The sequence below is a fragment of the Mesorhizobium sp. ES1-1 genome (assembly GCF_020164785.1).
GTDB lineage: Bacteria > Pseudomonadota > Alphaproteobacteria > Rhizobiales > Rhizobiaceae > Mesorhizobium.
In genome coordinates this window covers 24,806-43,230 of sequence record NZ_JAIUGX010000017.1, presented here as the reverse complement: position 1 = coordinate 43,230, position 18,425 = coordinate 24,806, and the positions used below count along the sequence as shown (strand labels likewise).

Sequence of the window (18,425 nt, the reverse complement as noted above, 5' to 3'; positions counted from 1 at the left end):
GGCGACGGGAACAGTAGTTTTTTTCAGATGCGCTTCGGCGCGGAGTTTTGTTGTTGAAAGCAGTCAGCGTCGTCATTCCCGCCCACAACGCATCGACAACTATCGCCGCAACGCTGGCTTCGCTCGGCAGCGAAGCCGCAGTCATCGGGGAAATCCTGCTGGTCGATGATGCATCGACCGACGACACAGCCGATGTGGCGCGGCAGGCCGCAGCGAGACTTTCCCTGCCGCTGCGTGTGCTGCCCGCCAGTTGCCGCGATGCCGGCGCCGCCCGCAACCTGGCTTTGGCTGAAGCGGTTCGTCCCTGGGTCTACCTGATCGATGCCGACGATTTGCATCTGCCCGGTGGATTGCGGGCCATGTTGCGGCGCGCAGAGGAGCAACCGACAGCCGACATGATCGTGGGCGCCTATCGGCGCCGGGTCAATGGCCAGGATCGGCAGATCAAGGTGCCGAGCGGCTATCAGGCCGGATGCCTGTCAAACGCCTCGGCTTATGTGAAAGGCGACATACGCTCCGTCGCCGTCGGTAGCGTGCTGGCGTCCCGACGCCTGATTGGGGATACACGGTTTCCGGTGGGGCTGGCCTATGACGAAGACACGCTGTTTTGGGCCCGGCTGATGAGCACGGCCTCGCTGGCCATGATCCAGCAGCCGGTGATGGTCTATGAGGTGTCGCCACAACGGTCCGACGATCGTTTCATGATCGATCCGGTGCGTCGCTTCCTGCAATGGCGCCGGCATTTGCGAACGCTTGGCGATTGCAACGTCCCGATGTCGGCCCTCAAAACCAGGGAGGGCGTCGTCGCCCTCAAGATCGCCCGGGTCCACTATGCGCGCGGCGACCTGGACGGGGCGGCGCGATTCCTGGAGGTGGCGGCGGCCGCGCCGAAGCGGCGGTCGGATGCCTGGCGGTGCCTGCGCTACAGGCTCAAGATCAACTCGCGACGCTGGTTCTCAACGCCGCGAATCCACCTGCAAAGCGCGCTGTGACAGCAAGGCTGTAACAGCCTTGAGGCGCGGAAGGCCCATGCGCGTCGGGTCAAAACACTGCATTTCAACCAGCCTTCGGAACCGGCAGCCCTGTCCGTAGCTTATCTCCGGACATCTCGTTGGAGCCGAAGTGTTGGATAAATCAGAGACGCATATTGGAGGGCCGGTCGCGCAGGGGGATTCCGCGCCCGCGCGACCGCAAGCGGTCGTCGAAACCGCGCTGACCTATGTCAGCGACGCCGAGCCGGGTATCCGTCGTCTCAGAACAGGCAAGGGATTTTCCTACAAGCAGCCCGATGGACGGCCTGTATCGGACATTACCAGGGCGCGTATCGAAGCGCTCGTCATTCCGCCGGCATGGACGGATGTCTGGATCTCGCCACATGTCGACGGGCATATTCAGGCGACGGGGCGGGATCAACGGGGACGCAAGCAGTATCGGTATCACACACAATGGGCGGAGGAACGAGACGGGGCGAAATACTCAAGCCTTGTGGCCTTCGCCGAAATCCTGCCGGACTTGCGGCGCCGGATCGATGCGGACCTGCGCCGGCACGGCCTGCCGCTCGAGCGGGTGGTCGCCGCGATCGTCTGGCTGCTCGACAACACGATGATCCGGGTCGGCAATGCCGCATACGCCCGTGACAATAAGAGCTTCGGGCTCACCACCTTGCGTGACCGCCATGTCGATATCACCGGTTCGAGCCTGCGTTTCGCCTTCAAAGGCAAGTCGGGCAAGGAATGGCGGCTCAAGCTGGTCGACCGCCGCATCGCCGGGATCGTGCGGGGGGCGCAGGATTTGCCAGGCCAGAAACTGTTCCAGTATATCGGCGAGGATGGCAGCAGGCGGCCCGTCCGTTCCGAGGATGTCAACCGATATATCAAGGAGGCGGCTGGTCCCCGCTTCAGTTCCAAGCATTTCCGCACCTGGGGCGGCACCATCCACGCCGCGTCGCTGTTCGCGCAGACGCAATTGCCCGAAAGCCAGGCAAGGCAAAAGCGGGTGATGAACGAGGTCATCGACAAGGTGGCCGAACGGCTCGGCAACACACGCGCCGTCTGCCGCAAATGCTACATCCATCCCCAGGTTTTCGAGGCCTGGTCGGAAGGGCGGTTGTCTGAAGAGATGGCGCAGGCCAACAAGCGCAAGCGGGCGATAGCCGGTCTCGATGACGAGGAGGCTCTCGTGCTGCGCTGGTTGAAGATGCACGAAGACTGACAGGCGGGATTGCCGGCCGGCAATCCACGGCCGAAGAATTTCTGTCGACGACGTGTCGGGATCAGTTCTACTGTTTCGTCCTTTGCTACAGAAAAGGACCGACGATGCTCTATGCCATCCTATGCTACGCTTCCGAAGATGTCGTCAGCTCCTGGAGCAAGGCTCAGGACGACGAGGTCATGACCAAGCTCCTCGACGTGCAGGACAAATATGCCAAGGCAGGGCGCCTCGGTCCGGTGGCGCGGCTGTTGCCAACGACGGCGGCGACGACGCTGAGAAAGGTCAAGGGCGAAGCCGTCGTCATCGACGGGCCATTCGCCGAGACCAAGGAGCAATTCCTGGGCTTCTACACACTGGAATGCGATGCACTCGACGAGGCTGTCGAGTTTGCCCGCGAGCTTTCCGAGGTCAACCCGAGCGGCGGCTCCTACGAGATCCGGCCGGTTTCGCTCTTCAACCAGAACAAGGTTCGAGCATGACCGAACTTGCCTGGATCAGCTCGGCCATCAGCGCCGCCCGCCCGCGGGCGATGGGGGCGCTGCTGCGCTATTTCCGTGATCTCGACACCGCGGAAGAGGCCTTTCAGGATGCTTGCCTCAGGGCTTTGAAGAACTGGCCGCGAAACGGGCCGCCGCGTGACCCCGCAGCCTGGCTGATCCTTGTCGGCCGCAACAGCGGCATCGATGCCGTGCGCAAACGCGCCAAGCAGACTCCGCTCCCGGAGGAAGACCAGATTTCCGACCTGGAAGACGCCGAGACCGATGTGGCCGAGCGGCTGGACGGCGCGCATTATCGCGACGACATCTTGCGGTTGCTGTTCATCTGCTGTCATCCCGACCTGCCTCCCACGCAGCAGATAGCAGTGGCGCTGCGCATCGTTTCCGGTCTCACCGTCAAGCAGATTGCGCGCGCCTTCCTGGTTGGCGAAAGCGCCATGGAACAGCGCATCACCCGGGCCAAGGCGCGCATTGCCGAGGCCGGCGTGCCGTTCGAAACGCCTGGCGCGGTCGAGCGCTCGGAGCGGCTCGCGGCGGTCGCGGCGATGGTCTATCTGATCTTCAACGAGGGTTATTCAACCAGCGGCGGCGAGGCACCGGCCCGCGCGCCACTGTGCGAGGAAGCGATCCGGCTGGCCCGGCTGTTGTTGCGGTTGTTTCAGACCGAGCCGGAAATCATGGGACTGACGGCGCTGTTGCTTCTGCAGCATGCCCGCGCACCGGCCCGGTTCGACGCAAACGGCGAAATCGTGCTGCTCGACGAGCAGGATCGCAGCCTTTGGAGCCACAAGATGATCGAGGAGGGGCTGGCGCTGGTCGACAAGGCTCTGCGCCATCGCAGTCCCGGCCCCTACCAGGTGCAGGCGGCGATCGCCGCGCTGCATGCGCGGGCCGAGAAGGCCGAGGATACGGACTGGGTGGAGATCGACCTGCTGTATGGCTTGCTCGAACAGATGCAGCCGTCGCCGGTCGTTACACTCAACCGTGCCGTCGCTGTCTCCAAGGTGCGCGGCCCGCTCGAGGCCCTTGCCATGATCGAGCCGCTGGAACAGCGCCTTTCGGGCTATTTTCACTACTTCGGTCTCAAAGGAGGGCTGTTGATGCAGCTCGATCGGGGCGAGGAGGCCCGGATTGCCTTCGACCGTGCCATCGCGCTCGCCAACACGGCTGCTGAAGCGGCCCATATACGGATGCATATCGACCGTCTGATCAAGGACGGCGCCGTGCGCGACCCCGTGCGGCAGGTCCGCTAAGCACTGTTTGCCCTGGCTCAATCGTGCCACGCAGGCTTGGACCATGCCGGGGTGGCGATTTCCCCCTGAAACGAGTAATGCCACGCGATGACTTTGCCTGAGATGCCATCGGCACGGGCGAGCTGGCGCACGGCGCCGGACAAGCGGATCTGAAAGGGACACATATGACGATAGCGAAGGAAACGGCCGAGCTGCTGGCGAAACTTGGCGTTGCCGAGAATATGCTGGCCGGTGGCGACCTCATCGTGCGCAGCCCGGTGACCGGCGAGCAGATCGCGGCACTGAAGACCATCTCTCCCGATGATGCGGCCAAGACCATCGATGCCGCGCACAAGGCCTTCCAGGCGTGGCGCATGGTGCCGGGTCCAAGGCGCGGCGAACTGGTGCGGTTGCTGGGCGAGGAACTGCGCGCGCACAAGGCCGGACTCGGCCGGCTGGTGTCGATAGAGGTCGGCAAGATCCCGTCCGAGGGCCTTGGCGAAGTGCAGGAGATGATCGACATCTGCGATTTCGCCGTCGGTCTGTCGCGGCAATTGTACGGCCTGACCATCGCCACCGAGCGCCCTGGCCATCGCATGATGGAAACCTGGCATCCGCTCGGCGTCGTCGGCGTCATCTCCGCCTTCAACTTCCCGGTCGCGGTGTGGTCGTGGAATACGGCCCTGGCGCTGGTCTGCGGCGATGCCGTTGTATGGAAGCCGTCGGAGAAGACACCGCTGACGGCGCTCGCCTGCGAAGCGATCCTCAAGCGCGCCATCGAGCGTTTCGGCGCCGACGCACCGAAGGGCCTGGCGCCGGTGCTGATCGGCGACCGCGCCGTCGGCGAAATACTGGTCGAGCATCCCAAGGTCGCCCTTGTATCGGCCACCGGTTCCACGCGCATGGGCAGGGACGTCGGCCCGAGGCTGGCCAAGCGATTTGCCCGCGCCGTGCTGGAGCTTGGCGGCAACAATGCTGGCATCGTGTGTCCGACCGCCGATCTCGACATGGCGTTGCGTGCGATTGCCTTCGGCGCCATGGGCACGGCCGGCCAGCGCTGTACGACATTGCGGCGGCTGTTCGTGCATGACAGCGTCTATGATGCGCTGCTTCCGCGGCTGAAGAAGGCCTATCAGACCGTTTCGGTCGGCAATCCGCTCGATACCTCGTCGCTGGTCGGCCCGCTGATCGACAAGGCAGCATTCGAGGCCATGCAGAAGGCGCTCAGTGAAGCCTCCGCCCATGGCGGTAAGGTGACAGGGGGCACGAGGGTCGAGAATGGCTACTCCGACGCCTACTATGTCCATCCAGCACTGGTTGAGATGCCCAAGCAGGTGTCGCCGGTGACGGAAGAGACGTTCGCGCCAATCCTCTATGTGATGCGCTATTCCGACTTCGACGCCGTGCTCGAGGAGCACAATGCGGTTGGCGCAGGCCTGTCATCGTCGATCTTCACGCGCGACCTGCAGGAATCCGAACGATTCCTCGGGGTCGATGGATCGGACTGCGGCATCGCCAACGTCAACATCGGCACGTCGGGCGCCGAGATCGGGGGCGCGTTTGGCGGCGAGAAGGAAACCGGCGGCGGCCGCGAGAGCGGTTCGGATGCGTGGAAAGCCTATATGCGCCGCGCCACCAACACGGTGAACTACTCCAAGGCGCTGCCGCTCGCCCAGGGCGTCTCCTTCGACATTGAGTAATTCGCCGGCCTTAGCCGGCCTTTTTGGCGATCACCCGGGCAATGACCAAACCGGCCGATGTTTCCATCGGCCGGTTTGTCATTCGGCACAGTTGATTAAACGATAGTTCGACAGCGCGATCAGCTGCAGACGCGAACTTCCTCGACCACCCTGCGGTGGTGGCGCCAGTGCTTGACCAGTTCGGTGTGGCAGTGGCGACGCCAGTGATGACGTCGGTTGCCGTCACTGTAGCCGCCATACTCGTCATCATTGTTGTGATGGCGGCGGACGACAATCTGGCCGTTGTCTTCCTGGTCGTCATTGTTGTGATGACGGCGAACGACGACCCCATTGTCATCATCGTCGTCCGATTGAATGATGACGCTCGCGGCCAGCGTCGGGCCGCTGATCGCGGCTGTCGCCGCCAATGCCATCATGGAAGCAAGTATCAAATTCTTCATAGGGGTGTCCTCCTGCGGTTAAGTCAGCACCTAAACTCGCGGCAGGACTTAGCGTTCCTCAATGAATTAGTAAGTTCTTGAAAGCCGACATTAACGGCGGGTCGGCTAAAGGCGGACAAAGGCCGTCAGGGGCAGGTGATCCGACGCGACGCGAGACAGGGGCGTGTCATGTGCCGCCACGGCCGAGATCATGCCTTGTCGGTTGGCCATGATGCGATCGAGCGCCAGCAAGGGTAGGTTGGACGGGAAGGTGGGCACGGCCGGCGGCAGCGGGCCGAAGGTCACGTGCAGCGTGTTCAGCGCCGAACGGTTGCCGAGCCGCCATTCGTTGAGATCGCCGAGCAGGAGTGTCGGCTTCAAATCAGGGCTGTTCATGATGTCGAGCACGACCCGGGCCTGCTGGGAACGCGACCTCCTCAGCAGGCCTAGATGAGCAGCGATGACACGCAGGGTCCGGTTTCCTTCAAGGTCGATCTCGGCGACCACGGCGCCGCGGGGCTCCAGCCCGGGCAACGCGATCCGGTGCACGTCGCGGACAACGCCCTTCTTGAACAACAGGACATTTCCGTGCCAGCCGTGGCTTTTGCCATTGGCTGAAATCGGAACCGGCACAAGGCCCGTCTCCAGCTCGAGGCGAGACAGGTCGAGAAGCCCATCGCGGTCGCCGAAGCGATTGTCGGCTTCCTGCAGCGCGATAACATCCGGATCGATCTCGCGGATGACCCTGCTGGTGCGTTCGGGGTCGAACTTCCTGTCGATGCCGATGCATTTGTGAACATTGTAGGAGGCAACCAGCGTCGTGGCAGCGCCAATTTTCCCGGGCGCGGCGGCATTCGCCTTGCGCATTCTCCTGTCGCGGATCGATAAAAGCATGCTCGCCGGCAGGCTGCGTCCAGGTCTGTGCATATGCGCGCTGCTCGTCCTCGCTGGCTTCAACTCAGAAGCTGGATACAGTCAAAACAGGTTCAGTCCGCCTATGTTCCATTCCCGCAACGACGCATCCTTGCCTACAGGTAGGGCGAACCCAGCCACATGACCCGGTCGAAGAGTCGCGTGAGGAAGGGGCGGCCCCGCAGGGTCTCGAGCGTCACCGGCACGGCGGAAGCGATCGCCGATCCGATCCGCGCCTCGATTTCGCCGGCAAATCCGGCGTCCATGACCTCGAGGTCGATCTCGAAATTCAACCGCAGCGACCGGGCATCGATATTTGACGAGCCGACATAAGCCCACACGCCATCGATCGACAGAAGTTTCGAATGGTCGAACGGCCCTTCGGTACGCCAAACACGGCAATAGTTTTTCAGCACCTGGTCGAACTGCGCGGTCATGGCACGGTCCACCAGGAACAAATTGTTCACCGCCGGCACCACGATGTCGATCTCGACTCCGCGCCGTGCGGCGGTGATCAACGCGCTGATCAGCTCGCGGTCGGGCAGGAAGTAGGGCGACATCAGACGGATCGATTTGCGGGCGACGGAGAAAGCGCCGATCAGCAGCTTGTGATTGGTCTCGTTGCTGGCGTCCGGGCCCGATGCGACGGCGCGCACCAGCATCGGCACGCCGGGCGCCGGCCATAGCGGGACAACTCGCCAGGCATCGCTCTGGAGGGCCTCGTTGGTGGCAAAACGCCAGTCTTCCGCGGCGACCGAAAAAAGGTCGGCCACGACCGGTCCGGTAACCCGGAAATGTGTGTCCTTGGCGGTGTTCGATCCGGCGAACTCGGCCGAGAAACCCTTGCGGATGTTCATGCCGCCGGTGAAGGCGACCGCGCCATCGACGACCAGGATCTTTCTGTGGGTCCTGAGATTGGCGTAGGGCAGGCGAAGGCCCATGACGATGTTGCCGTTGAAGACGTCGGCAGGAATGTCGGCCCTGCGCAAATGTCCGAGGATGCTCGGTACGGAATAGCGCGCGCCAACGGCATCGATCAGCACGCGAACGGTGACGCCGCGCCGCACGGCACCGGCGAGCGATTGAACGAAGAGCAGGCCAACGGCGTCATTGTCGAAAATATAGGTCTCCAGCAGGACGCTCCGCTCCGCGCCGTCGATCGCGGCGCACATGGCGCCATAGGCTTCGTCGCCTGTCTCCAGCATGTCTATCGCATTGCCCGGGTTGAGCGTGCGCCGCGCGACGCGGTCGCCCAACGTCCTGAGACCCATGAAACGCTGCCCGTATCGTTCGGCGATCAAGGCCTCTTCGGCCGCCACATCGAGCTGATGCTTCGCCGACACGACGCCATCGGCGAACGGGCGTTGTGCGGTGATGGTGGCGCGACGGATGCGGTTGATGCCAGCGACAGCATAGATCAGCACCCCAAGGATGGGCGACAGCACCATGACGCCGACCCAGCCGGTGGCCGCGCGGACGTCTTCCTTGGTCATGACGGCGTGGACGATGCCAACGGTCGACATCACCACCGAGATGATCGCCAGGATATGAGGCCAGTGAGTCGCCAGGGTTCCGAACATGGACGGGACTATCCGGCGAGCGCTCGCGGAACGCAATGCGGCCGGCCGCGCTCTCACCACATTCCCGCATCGCCTTAAGCCGCCATTAAGCATACAAGCCGAAATGGCTGTGTGTCTTGCCCTCCGCTTTGGTAACTAGCCCCACAGGGCTGCGGCCAAAGCCGGCCAGACCGATGCCTTTTGAGGCAACTTTCCAATCAAATCAACGCCATCGACCAGATGCCAGGGTTGCTCGGGCGATCCGTGGAGCAACATTTCTTTATACATTCGGCTTCTAACAATGGAGCGCCAGTCGGAACACAAAGGGGTAGAGCTTTGTCCTTCAAGACAGACATGATCCGGATCCTGGGATGTCTTGCCCGTGACAGGCGCGGCAACGTGCTCATCATCTCGGCGCTTGTCATGCCGGCGTTCATCGGCATGGCAGCTCTCGTAACCGAATATGGCGGCGCCTTGGTCGAACAGGCAGAAAACCAGCGGGTTGCCGACCTTTCCGCTTATGCCGGCGCGCTGGCCTACAACGCCACAAAGTCCACCGACCAGATGACAGCGGCCGCGGTCAACGTCGCTGCTCTCAATGGCGTACGGTCGGCCGACGTCCAGGCGGCGCTCGTGGCTTCACCGAGGACCGCTGGAATAAGCGCCGTCTCGGTGTCGATCCGCACCCATAAGAACCTGCTTCTCGCACGCGTGCTGGACCGTCGCGAGGAGCTGCTGATCTACGCAGGTTCCGTCGCCGAGGTTGGCGCCCAGGCACAGACGCCGGGCTGCGTACTTGCCCTGGACGGGGCCCAAACCGGCATCACCCTGTCTGGCGGCACGGCCATCATGGCCCCGAGCTGCACTGTATCGTCGAACAACACCGTCACCGTGCCCTGCGGCACCAGCATCTCGGCGATTGGCGTGAATTATAATTCGGCGGCGGCGCCGACCCAGCCTTGCAGCGGTATTACCGGCCCTAACGGCACGGCCGCCGTCATCGCCAAGAAGTCCACTGCCGATCCGCTGGCGGGGAATGCCGCGGTGACCAGCGCCGTGGCCCGTTTCACCAGCGTGGCCGCGTTGACGGCAACCACGGCGCCAGCCGCGCCGACAAACACCACCGGGACAAACATCGATTTCGCATGGGACCAGACGGCGACCAAGAACGCGGCCGTCGCCGCCGGCTGCACGGCGTCGTGGTCTCAGCCGACCTGGACGTTCAGCTGCGGCACCAAAACAGTGGTCAACCTGGGAAATGTCACCATCGGCGGCGGCATCAATCTGAACTTCGCGGTGAACGGCGCGGCAACGACCACCTACAATTTCGCCGGCGACTTCACTTCCGCTGCCACGACGACTTTTGGCCCGGGCATCTACAATTTCGCCAAGACCCTCACCACCGCCGGCACCACGACATTCGGCGCCGGCACCTATAATGTGGGCAAGCTCGTCACCGCTGGTGGCACCACCACTTTCGGTGCCGGCACCTTCAACTTCAGCAAGGGGCTGGCCACGGGCGGGGGGGCCACGACCGTCTTTGGCGCGGGAACGTTCAAGATCGGAATGAGCGACAGCGTCTGCAATTACGGCGCGGCTCGGGTAAGCGTCTGCAACACCAGTGCCTTGACCTTCAGAGGACCAAGTGTCTTCGAACTGGCCGGTGGATTGAACAATACGGGCGGCGCCACGCTTACCTTCGGGTCCGGCACATCCAACAGCTACAAGATCGGTCCCGGCAGCAATGGCGACGCCATCACGCTCGCCGGCGGCGCCACGATGATCATGGCCGATGCCACTGCTGTCGGCAGCGTGTTCCAGGTCGTAGGAAATGTGAATGCCGGTGGCGGCGGCAGCTGCTTTGTCGTCCCCGCTGCGGCGCAACACGACATTGAAGGGAATTTCATGGCTTCCGGGGCGGTGGTTTTGGGCGCCGGCGTCTATACGGTCGATGGCTTCTTCACCCTCGGTTCGAGCGGCGGCGGCAGCGCTACCTGCAACGGCAGCACGGTCAGCGTCAGCGCCAACAATGTGACCCTGGTCCTGTCAGGCAAGACAAAATCCAGTTCGGGAAGCTGCACCGGTTACGTGTTTTGTGTCGCGGCAGGCTATAGCAACATCTCGCTGACGGCGCCGCAGACCGGCGCAACCGCAAAGCTGGCGGTCATCGGCCCGACCTCCAGCAGCAATACCGGCGGCGCCACGTTCGCCGAGGGCGGATCCAACGCAAAGATCTCGGGTGCGTTCTATTTTCCCTATGGCCCGATCATCATGAACGGTGGCTCGAGCGTAATGGGCTCGGCTGACGCAAGCAGATGCCTGCAACTGATCGGGTCGCGCATCACACTTTCCGGCGGCACCGCCGCGACATCCGAATGCATCGCGGCGTCGGGGGCCACCGCCACCAGCAAAGTGAGCCTTGTGCAATGATGTCCCGCTTCGAACGCGGTCCGGCCGGACGTTTCGGCCGCTCCTTGTTCGCACGCTTCCTGCTTCGTGAGACCACCGGCATATCGGCGGTTGAGTTCGCGCTTGTCACGCCAATCTTCCTGTTGATCCTTGCGGGCACTGTGGACATCGGCGGATTGCTCAAGGCCAAGTTCGAACTCAGTTCGGCCGTGTCGGCCGGCTCGAACTATGCCTTGCTCAACGGCGACAAGGTCAGCTCGGCCGGTGGAGATGCCTTGGCACGAAACATCATGGCGGTGGCGGCGAGCGGGGTCGGCGGCAATGGCGGCAACGTGCAGATCGTCATTAACAACGGCACCACGATCTCATTCGACGCCAGCACATCCCAGGCGACCCAGAGCGGAACCGCCTCCAATGCCGATCTATGCTACTGCCCAACCAAGTCCGGAACCACCCTGACCTGGGGAGCGGCCAAAACATGCGGCTCCGCCTGCGCAGGTGGAGGAATGGCTGGAAAATTCGTTACCGTTTCGGCAAGCAAACCCTACACACCGCTCTTTGGGGGTTTCGGCATCGTCAGCGACGGCAACATCACCGTCCGGTCCGTCGTGCAGCCAAAATGAGGCATCGCCGTTCTTTCATAAGGGATACATCAGGCGCGAACGCAGTCGAGTTCGCGCTGCTTTCGATACCGTTGCTGTTGATGCTCATGGGCGTCTTCGAGTTCGGACGGATGTACTGGACGCAGCATGTCCTGGAGGAGATAGCCAGCGCTGGCGCGCGCTGCATCGGTGTGCTGCAGAGCGGATGCACGAAAAATGGCGTCTATGACTCCGCAAGTACGATCAGTTACATCAGCGGCAGGGCGGCGGTCGGCGGCATCCCTCTTACCGCCGCCAACATCACCGTGAACAACAACACGACTTGTTCCGGGCTGACAGGCTTTTCAAGCGTTCAGGTGTCCTACACTTTCGTCACCGTCCTGCCGGGTTTCCTCTCATCACTGGCGGACGGCCCCCATCTCAACGCCGGCGCCTGTTTCCCAAATCAGGGCGCATAGCGCTTCGAGCACCGCCGAACTGAAGTCCGATCTTCGAGGCATGTGAAGGCGGAAGCGCGTTGTTCATACCTTTCATGGCGCCGGCAATTCGTCGGCACCTGTCAAGCGTTCGATCGGCAAGTCGTAGAACCTTGCTCAATGAATTATTCAAACCCCGCATTCGATGTCATAATACCTTTGAAAAGGTGAGGATCGAACCAAGGTGATTTACGATTTCTGCGTGGTGGGTGGCGGTATAGTTGGCCTCGCCACGGCATTGGAGTTGTTGAAGCGTCGCCCCGGCGCAAGCCTTGTTCTCATCGAAAAAGAAGCCAGGTTGGCAAGGCACCAGACGGGCCACAATAGCGGGGTCATCCACGCCGGGATCTACTATCCGCCCGGGAGCTTCAAGGCGCAATTGTGCAGGCGCGGCGCCGTCGCAACGAAGGCATTCTGCGATGAGAACGGCATTCCCTATCTGACCTGCGGAAAGCTCCTGGTGGCAACGAGCGGGCCGGAAGTCGAGCGGATGAATGCGCTTTACGATCGGTCCCGGGAAAATGGCGTCGAGGTGGAACTGCTCGACGCCGCCGAGTTGCGCCGGCGCGAGCCCAATGTCGCCGGTCTGGCCGCGATCCATGTGCCGTCCACTGGGATTGTCGACTACAAGGCTGTATGCGCGGTCATGGCGGACAAAATCCGCGCCGCCGGCGGAGAAATCCTGCTTGGGACCACGGTCGACCGAATCGTCGAGCATGGAAATTTCGTCACGGTCGGCGCCGGCGACCGCAGTTGGGATGGATCTCGGCTGGTCGTCTGCGGCGGGCTTCAGTCGGATCGTTTGGCTCGCATGGCCGGTCTGGCAGCGGACTTCCAGATCGTGCCCTTCCGTGGCGAGTATTTCAGGTTGCCTGCGGCCCGCAACGACATCGTCAAGAGCTTGATATACCCGATCCCTGATCCGGCTCTTCCCTTCCTGGGAGTTCATTTGACGCGCATGATCGATGGCAGCGTGACGGTAGGACCGAACGCTGTTCTGGGGTTCGCGCGCGAGGGGTATCCCAAGCTCTCATTCGACAGCGGTGACGTCGGTCGGCTCTTCGCATTCCCGGGCTTCTGGCGCTTGATTGCCAAGCAATGGCGAACGGGAATTCAGGAAATGCGGTCGTCATTGTCAAAACGCAGATATCTCGAGCTCTGCCAGAAGTACTGCCCCAGTCTGACCTTGAGTGATCTGATGCCCATGGAGGCCGGGATCAGGGCCCAGGCCGTGACCAGATCGGGGGCCCTGATGCATGATTTTCATTTCATGCAGACAGATCGCATGGTCCACGTCTGCAACGCGCCGTCGCCGGCCGCGACATCGGCAATGCCGATCGGCGCAATCATTGCCGACAAGTGCCTCGGGGGCTGAACGGGCCGTTCCTGAGGTGAGCCTCGCTGGTCAATGGTTCAGCCGAGCGATGCACCCACGACATTTCGGTCATTCGCTCATGCAGTGGAGCGCGTCCTGCTTGAGGATTTCGATGCTGCGCAGGTTGAGCAGGCGGATGACGCCCTTGTCCTTCAGCCGGGTGAAGACCCGTGACACGGTCTCGATGGTGAGGCCGAGATAGTCGCCGATATCCATGCGCGACATCGGTAGCTCCACCTGCCGCAAGCCGCCTTGGCGCTCTGCCATGTCGACCAGGAAGGCGGCGACACGTTCGATGGCGTTCTGGCGCCCGAGGACCAGGAGGTGTTCCTGCGCGCGGGTCAGGCCCTTGAGCGCCAAGGGCAGCAGCTGACGGGCCATCTCGGCTCCAGTTGCCAGGCGAAGGACGCGGACCCCGGTCGCGTTGATGGCTTCGGCGAAGAAATGATGCGTCGAGTCGGCTTCGAAGCCGAAGGTCTCGCCGGCAAGGTGGAAGGCGCTGATCTGGCGGCGGCCGTCGGCGAGCAGGCGGTAGATGCGCACGGCGCCGAATTCGACCTGATAGAAGGCCCCGGCCTTCTCGCCCTGTGCATAGATCTCCGCACCGGCGGGGAAAAAGCTGACCGGCTGCGCCGGTGCCGGGTCGAATGCCTCCGGCAAACCTGGCTGAGCAGAATGCGACGGCAGCGAAATCCTGGAGGCGGTGTAGGCGTGCATGGCTGTTGTCCCGGTGAACCTTGACACAGCAATCGCGCCAATCCGCGGTCAGCGAAATTCGGTTATGTCCCTACGGGAAATTACTGAGTGCGGCTTGGCGGGCCGCACCGATGCCGATGGCTGGCCTTGTGGCATAGAGCGGGCTGGTTCAGGCTTGTTTTCACAACCAGGGGGCGTGAAAAAGCGTCATCTGGTCCCGCGGGCAAGACGAGACAGTAGGCTCCGGTTAAGGCTTACTGGCTGACTTCGGGGCCGACCAAGACACGTGCCATCGCCCGAGGCACGTCTGGCATAGGCCCGTATCTGGACGCACTGCTCGGTTAACTCTTGAGACAACACGAACTGGACAGGTTGGACCTGCGGGCTAGTATCGCTGTGCAAGCAGAACCACCATGATCTCGCAGATCGTTACCATACTCCGTCCTGTATGCGTGGTTGCGACAATCGCAATCGCCGTCACCTTGATCCTATGCTTTTGGGGCTGGCAAGTGGTGACGTGGGATACGTTCTGGAAGCTGCTACTCTCCTACATCGCACTTATGGTCGCTTCGACCCTGATCTGTGCAATCGACAATCCTGCGCGATTGTCCGGCCGGGAGAGGTAGCATCTCGTCGGCCGTCTGGTCCGCCGTCTGGTCCTAAGACACGACGCTTAAGTGCAGTGGTCGTCACGAGCGCCGTTGGCACCGGCCGCAGGTGTTCGCGCGGTGACGCGGCTGGTTTACCCTGAACGACCTTTTTGAGAAAAAGGCCGGACCCAAGGGTCCGGCCAGATGTGAAGGTTGAGAAACCCTCAGAGGGGAACGCGCCGAACACAATGGGAGGAGGGCTCGACGCAATCTCCATGTGGTGCTCGGAGAGCAGGTTTCAATGGGCCGCCCCGTGATCCGTCGAACCACCACAACCGATCCGTTGAGCCAGCCCCATCCAGTGATCCGCTTGACGCACCAAGCTCATCCAGCGCTGCAGCTTCGTTGCGATCGGCGTTTCGGTTCTCTAGTTTCAGGGTCGGTTGCAACTCACCGAAAACAATCGGGAGATCTCCGCTATGAGGGGGACGCGAGATGATCTCAATCGATCATCATTGACAGGGCGTGAAAGCCTAGTGTCTGCTCCTCGCAAGTGATGGCAACGACCCGCCCTGTTCGGTCAATGTCCAAGCCCTTCGGGCCGCCCTCCTGGGGATTGTGCCTCCCGCGCTGGAACGTTGCTGCATCGAGCACATTCAGCTGGCGCCTTGCTTTTCGCGAGCCGCTCCAATCACCGCTGCTTTCATACACATTCACGAAGCGACTGCCAGCGTCGGCAACTAGGATTTGCGTTCCTTGGGGAGTAAAGCGCAGGCCGTGCGGATAACGGATCCCCTCCAGTATCCCTATCGGCTGCAGATTGGGATGGAGCTGGCGGCTGGCCTCGTAAATCTTCACATCATTGTCGACATGACTGCTGACAGCGAGCCACCTGTTATCCGGACTAAACGCGATGCCGTCGGGGATGTTGAGACCGTGCCTGAGGACGACATGGTTTCGCAAAATGAGATAGCGAAAGCGCGGCATAAGCACATGACGGGTTATGTGATGGACGGAGTTATTGCAGACGAGCAGGCTTATCCGGCCACTCGTCTCACGCCGCACGACGACGGAGCCTGGGGCTTTCATCCGGCACAGCGGCGTACGTTTTACACGCCGCAGCGCTGGCAGCGTCACTTCGCGTCCGGCGAGGTTTCCGATCGGGAGCTTGAACAAAGCAAGGCCAGCGTCGCGGTTGGCAACAACAAGCGTGGTATCGTCGATGAAGTCCAAGCCGTGCACTTGCGAGATGTCCGGCGACCGAAGGACCATGTGATCGGCCGCTGTGATCGATAGTCCTTGTCGACCGTGTACAATCTTCATCGACAGCAGAAGCACCCTGCCGCGAGCAAATCCGGCGATTGCAAGCAGGCGATTGCTGGGAGAAAACCTTACATCTTCGGTCCGCCCAAGCTCGGCCAGAGCCGCATGAACATTAGCCGTCGCCCGAAACGGTAGCTTATCGATTGCGGGTGCGGTCAGGTCGATTGGCGGAAACTCGGAATCTAGCGCGAGCGTCATGGCTCAAACTAAAATGAGACTTGCTGATTTTCTAGATCATTAATCGTGAGGCTGCGCTTGCCTGATGGGCTTAGCGGGCGACATCAGTGCCAACGGTCCCTATCGAAAACGCCAGAAGTTCGAGATTCCAGCGGACGCGAGCTCTGGCAGGTACCGCTGCAGCTTTAAGCGCAGCCGCTCTGAATTCGATCGAGTTCCAAGCTAGTGCGCTATGCACAAATGTGCTTTCTTTGTTGAAGCTGGGAGAGGAAAAATGAAACCAGGCGTTGCGTGCGCGGCATTGACCGCGGCAATTTGCTTCGCAATATCGGCTGCCTCAGCGAAACAGTTGAGTAACATCGATTGGTTGGCAAGCAAGGACGACGCCTTTTTGAAGCGAGCCGCAACCATATCGGGCGATATCATCGCCGTCCTAGATAGATGCCGGTTGAAGCCGACTGAGGATGGAAAAGCGATGATTGCGGTTCCGGTCCTGCTCTACGATGGCATCAGCAAACACCTGACGCCCGACATGCGTAAGTTCAAGAGGGCCGCTCATGTCTACGAAAGAGCCTTCGCAATCGCAGTCCAGAGAGCGGGAGATTGCAAGGCCGAGAAGGCTAGGCATCCGGGCCTGTATAGATAGCGCCGATTTGCGGGGTGTCTCTTGATCGGGAGGATATTTGCCGGCGCTCTGCCGGCACGAAGGAATCAGCATCTCAATAGACCTTCCAGGGCGACTTTCCGCCTAGCGGGCTTATCGCTGGTGCCGTCGATCTGGAAGTGGACAGGGTTGATCGGTCCAAGCGCGAAGCCGCTTGGCGGAGACGGCTACCTGTCCCGTTCTTGCTTCGCTGGTCGACACCAATATTCGCAGCGGCCTCAGCGCAAAACCTCCAGGAAATTGCCTGAGTACTCTGGCGGCCGCTAAAGTGCGGCCGTTGGATACGATAGTGGGTTGAAGTGGTAGCGGGAGAGGGACTTGAACCCCCGACCCCAGGATTATGATTCCCGTGCTCTAACCAACTGAGCTACCCCGCCAGGGCGGCGAAAGGCTCGAAATCCGCCTTATGTCGAAAGGCATATCGAGGCGTTCGCCAAGGTCGCGCGGATATAAGGTTGGCAGGGCAAGCCTGTCAAGCTTAGAGGCAGCGGGAGCGCCGGCTTATTGTCGTTCGCCGAAAAGCCTTGCCTTGCCGACATTTGAGCGCGGGCAGCGGGGTTGAGTTCGAAGGGGTACGTCGCTATGTCTCGGCCACGAGTTTTTAGAGTTTGAAAAACACATGAAGCCGCGCATTGCAGTCCTTGGGTGCGGATACTGGGGCAGCAACCACATCCGCACCCTCAAGGCGCTCGGCGCGCTGCACGCGGTCTCCGATACCAATCGTGCCCGTGCCGAAGGCTTTGCCAGCGAACAGGATTGCCTGGCGATCGAGCCAGAACACCTGTTCGGCCGCGACGACATCGATGCCATCGTCATGGCGCTGCCGCCGCAATTCCATGCCGACTTGGCCGTGCGCGCCGTCGAGGCCGGCAAGGACGTGCTGGTGGAAAAGCCGATCGCGCTGACGGTGCCAGACGCGGAGCGGGCCGTGCGCGCTGCCAAGGACAATGACCGCGTCTTCATGGTCGGCCATGTCCTGCGTTTCCATCCCGCCTTCGAGACGTTGAAGGAGCTGATCGACAAGGGCGAGCTCGGCGAAGTCCGTTACATCCATTCGCATCGGCTCGGGCTGGGCAAGTTTCACACCGAAAACGACGCTCTGTGGGACCTGGCACCGCACGATCTGTCGATGATCCTGGCGATCACCGGCACGGAACCGGTCGAGGTGCGCGGGGAGGGCGCTGCGCTGCTCGACAATCTCAGCGATTTCGCCCATCTGCACATGCGCTTTCCCAATGGGCTGCGCAGCCATCTCTTCGCCTCGCGGCTCAATCCCTACCGCGAAAGGCGGCTGACCGTGGTCGGCACCAGGGCCATGGCTGTGTTCGACGACGTCGAGCCATGGGAGAGAAAGCTTGCCGTCTACCGCCATGCGGTCTGGCAGGACAGCGGCCAATGGGCCTTCACCACCAACGAGCCGTCCTATGTGGCGGTGGCGCAGGGAATGCCGCTGACGCGCGAGCTGGAACATTTCATCCGGTGCATCGAAACGCGCGCCGCGCCGCGTACCAGCGGCGAGGAGGCCATCAGGGTGCTGCGCATCCTGACGGCCGGCACGGTTACCCACACCAAATCCTGAGGCC

16 protein-coding genes and 1 tRNA gene are annotated in these 18,425 nt (G+C 61.9%); 11 read left to right on the top strand and 6 right to left on the bottom strand.

Going from position 1 to position 18,425, the window contains the following annotated elements:
• Positions 1-53: 53 nt before the first annotated feature.
• The 5 genes from LB513_RS23780 to LB513_RS23760 all read left to right on the top strand — a co-directional run bounded on the left by LB513_RS23780 (position 54) and on the right by LB513_RS23760 (position 5,640).
• On the top strand, positions 54-992 hold the full coding sequence (locus tag LB513_RS23780) for a glycosyltransferase family 2 protein (RefSeq protein WP_224665920.1): 939 nt from the start codon (positions 54-56) through the stop codon (positions 990-992).
• Positions 993-1,212: 220 nt separating this feature from the next.
• Positions 1,213-2,211: a DNA topoisomerase IB gene (locus LB513_RS23775; RefSeq protein WP_224665957.1), complete on the top strand. Its 999-nt coding sequence runs from the start codon at positions 1,213-1,215 to the stop codon at positions 2,209-2,211.
• A gap of 104 nt (positions 2,212-2,315) precedes the next feature.
• Positions 2,316-2,690: a YciI family protein gene (locus LB513_RS23770; RefSeq protein ID WP_224665919.1), complete on the top strand. Its 375-nt coding sequence runs from the start codon at positions 2,316-2,318 to the stop codon at positions 2,688-2,690.
• Entirely contained in the window at positions 2,687-3,961 is a 1,275-nt protein-coding gene (locus tag LB513_RS23765; protein ID WP_224665918.1) for an RNA polymerase sigma factor, read from the top strand. Before LB513_RS23770 ends, LB513_RS23765 begins: the two co-directional genes overlap by 4 nt.
• Before the next feature lie 164 nt (positions 3,962-4,125).
• Complete coding sequence (locus LB513_RS23760; protein WP_224665917.1) at positions 4,126-5,640, top strand: aldehyde dehydrogenase family protein; 1,515 nt, start codon at positions 4,126-4,128, stop codon at positions 5,638-5,640.
• Positions 5,641-5,759: 119 nt separating this feature from the next.
• Here LB513_RS23760 and LB513_RS23755 read toward each other — a convergent pair whose 3' ends face one another.
• The 3 genes from LB513_RS23755 to LB513_RS23745 form a co-directional block, all read right to left on the bottom strand.
• Positions 5,760-6,080, bottom strand: a complete 321-nt coding sequence (locus LB513_RS23755) for a hypothetical protein (RefSeq protein ID WP_224665916.1) — start codon at positions 6,078-6,080, stop codon at positions 5,760-5,762.
• Positions 6,081-6,185: 105 nt separating this feature from the next.
• Positions 6,186-6,986: an endonuclease/exonuclease/phosphatase family protein gene (locus LB513_RS23750; protein ID WP_224665915.1), complete on the bottom strand. Its 801-nt coding sequence runs from the start codon at positions 6,984-6,986 to the stop codon at positions 6,186-6,188.
• Positions 6,987-7,087: 101 nt separating this feature from the next.
• Positions 7,088-8,551 (bottom strand): phospholipase D-like domain-containing protein, encoded by a 1,464-nt coding sequence (locus LB513_RS23745; protein WP_224665914.1) that lies wholly within the window; start codon positions 8,549-8,551, stop codon positions 7,088-7,090.
• Positions 8,552-8,866: 315 nt separating this feature from the next.
• Here LB513_RS23745 and LB513_RS23740 point away from each other — a divergent pair, with 315 nt between their 5' ends.
• The 4 genes from LB513_RS23740 to lhgO all read left to right on the top strand — a co-directional run bounded on the left by LB513_RS23740 (position 8,867) and on the right by lhgO (position 13,392).
• Entirely contained in the window at positions 8,867-10,960 is a 2,094-nt protein-coding gene (locus LB513_RS23740; protein WP_224665913.1) for a pilus assembly protein TadG-related protein, read from the top strand.
• On the top strand, positions 10,957-11,562 hold the full coding sequence (locus tag LB513_RS23735; protein WP_224665912.1) for a TadE/TadG family type IV pilus assembly protein: 606 nt from the start codon (positions 10,957-10,959) through the stop codon (positions 11,560-11,562). Before LB513_RS23740 ends, LB513_RS23735 begins: the two co-directional genes overlap by 4 nt.
• Positions 11,559-11,999 (top strand): TadE/TadG family type IV pilus assembly protein, encoded by a 441-nt coding sequence (locus LB513_RS23730; protein WP_224665911.1) that lies wholly within the window; start codon positions 11,559-11,561, stop codon positions 11,997-11,999. Before LB513_RS23735 ends, LB513_RS23730 begins: the two co-directional genes overlap by 4 nt.
• A 205-nt stretch (positions 12,000-12,204) precedes the next feature.
• A complete protein-coding gene (lhgO, locus tag LB513_RS23725) occupies positions 12,205-13,392 on the top strand; it encodes an L-2-hydroxyglutarate oxidase (protein WP_224665956.1) in 1,188 nt (395 codons plus the stop codon).
• A 69-nt stretch (positions 13,393-13,461) separates the two neighbouring features.
• On the opposite strand, the gene LB513_RS23720 is transcribed toward lhgO, so the two are convergent.
• A complete protein-coding gene (locus LB513_RS23720) occupies positions 13,462-14,109 on the bottom strand; it encodes a helix-turn-helix domain-containing protein (RefSeq protein WP_224665910.1) in 648 nt (215 codons plus the stop codon).
• Between the two features lie 1,070 nt (positions 14,110-15,179).
• Positions 15,180-16,199 carry a hypothetical protein gene (locus LB513_RS23715; RefSeq protein ID WP_224665909.1) on the bottom strand — a complete coding sequence of 340 codons (1,020 nt, stop codon included), beginning with the start codon at positions 16,197-16,199 and terminating at the stop codon, positions 15,180-15,182.
• Between the two features lie 253 nt (positions 16,200-16,452).
• Here LB513_RS23715 and LB513_RS23710 point away from each other — a divergent pair, with 253 nt between their 5' ends.
• Positions 16,453-16,824 (top strand): hypothetical protein, encoded by a 372-nt coding sequence (locus LB513_RS23710; protein WP_224665908.1) that lies wholly within the window; start codon positions 16,453-16,455, stop codon positions 16,822-16,824.
• Positions 16,825-17,142: 318 nt separating this feature from the next.
• Here LB513_RS23710 and LB513_RS23705 read toward each other — a convergent pair.
• Positions 17,143-17,219, bottom strand: a tRNA-Met gene (locus LB513_RS23705).
• Between the two features lie 242 nt (positions 17,220-17,461).
• Between LB513_RS23705 and LB513_RS23700 the strand changes: the two genes are divergently transcribed.
• Positions 17,462-18,421, top strand: coding sequence for a Gfo/Idh/MocA family protein (locus tag LB513_RS23700; RefSeq protein WP_224665907.1), 960 nt, complete (start codon positions 17,462-17,464; stop codon positions 18,419-18,421).
• Positions 18,422-18,425 lie beyond the last annotated feature (4 nt).

What these genes read in the sequence shown, in the direction of transcription:
- LB513_RS23770 (WP_224665919.1), top strand. Translation starts at nt 2,316, where the DNA reads ATGCTCTATGCCATCCTATGCTACGCTTCCGAAGATGTCGTCAGCTCC.
- LB513_RS23765 (WP_224665918.1), top strand. Translation starts at nt 2,687, where the DNA reads ATGACCGAACTTGCCTGGATCAGCTCGGCCATCAGCGCCGCCCGCCCG.
- LB513_RS23760 (WP_224665917.1), top strand. Translation starts at nt 4,126, where the DNA reads ATGACGATAGCGAAGGAAACGGCCGAGCTGCTGGCGAAACTTGGCGTT.
- LB513_RS23755 (WP_224665916.1), bottom strand. Translation starts at nt 6,080, where the DNA reads ATGAAGAATTTGATACTTGCTTCCATGATGGCATTGGCGGCGACAGCC.
- LB513_RS23750 (WP_224665915.1), bottom strand. Translation starts at nt 6,986, where the DNA reads ATGCACAGACCTGGACGCAGCCTGCCGGCGAGCATGCTTTTATCGATC.
- LB513_RS23745 (WP_224665914.1), bottom strand. Translation starts at nt 8,551, where the DNA reads ATGTTCGGAACCCTGGCGACTCACTGGCCTCATATCCTGGCGATCATC.
- LB513_RS23735 (WP_224665912.1), top strand. Translation starts at nt 10,957, where the DNA reads ATGATGTCCCGCTTCGAACGCGGTCCGGCCGGACGTTTCGGCCGCTCC.
- LB513_RS23730 (WP_224665911.1), top strand. Translation starts at nt 11,559, where the DNA reads ATGAGGCATCGCCGTTCTTTCATAAGGGATACATCAGGCGCGAACGCA.
- LB513_RS23720 (WP_224665910.1), bottom strand. Translation starts at nt 14,109, where the DNA reads ATGCACGCCTACACCGCCTCCAGGATTTCGCTGCCGTCGCATTCTGCT.
- LB513_RS23715 (WP_224665909.1), bottom strand. Translation starts at nt 16,199, where the DNA reads ATGACGCTCGCGCTAGATTCCGAGTTTCCGCCAATCGACCTGACCGCA.
- LB513_RS23710 (WP_224665908.1), top strand. Translation starts at nt 16,453, where the DNA reads ATGAAACCAGGCGTTGCGTGCGCGGCATTGACCGCGGCAATTTGCTTC.
- LB513_RS23700 (WP_224665907.1), top strand. Translation starts at nt 17,462, where the DNA reads ATGAAGCCGCGCATTGCAGTCCTTGGGTGCGGATACTGGGGCAGCAAC.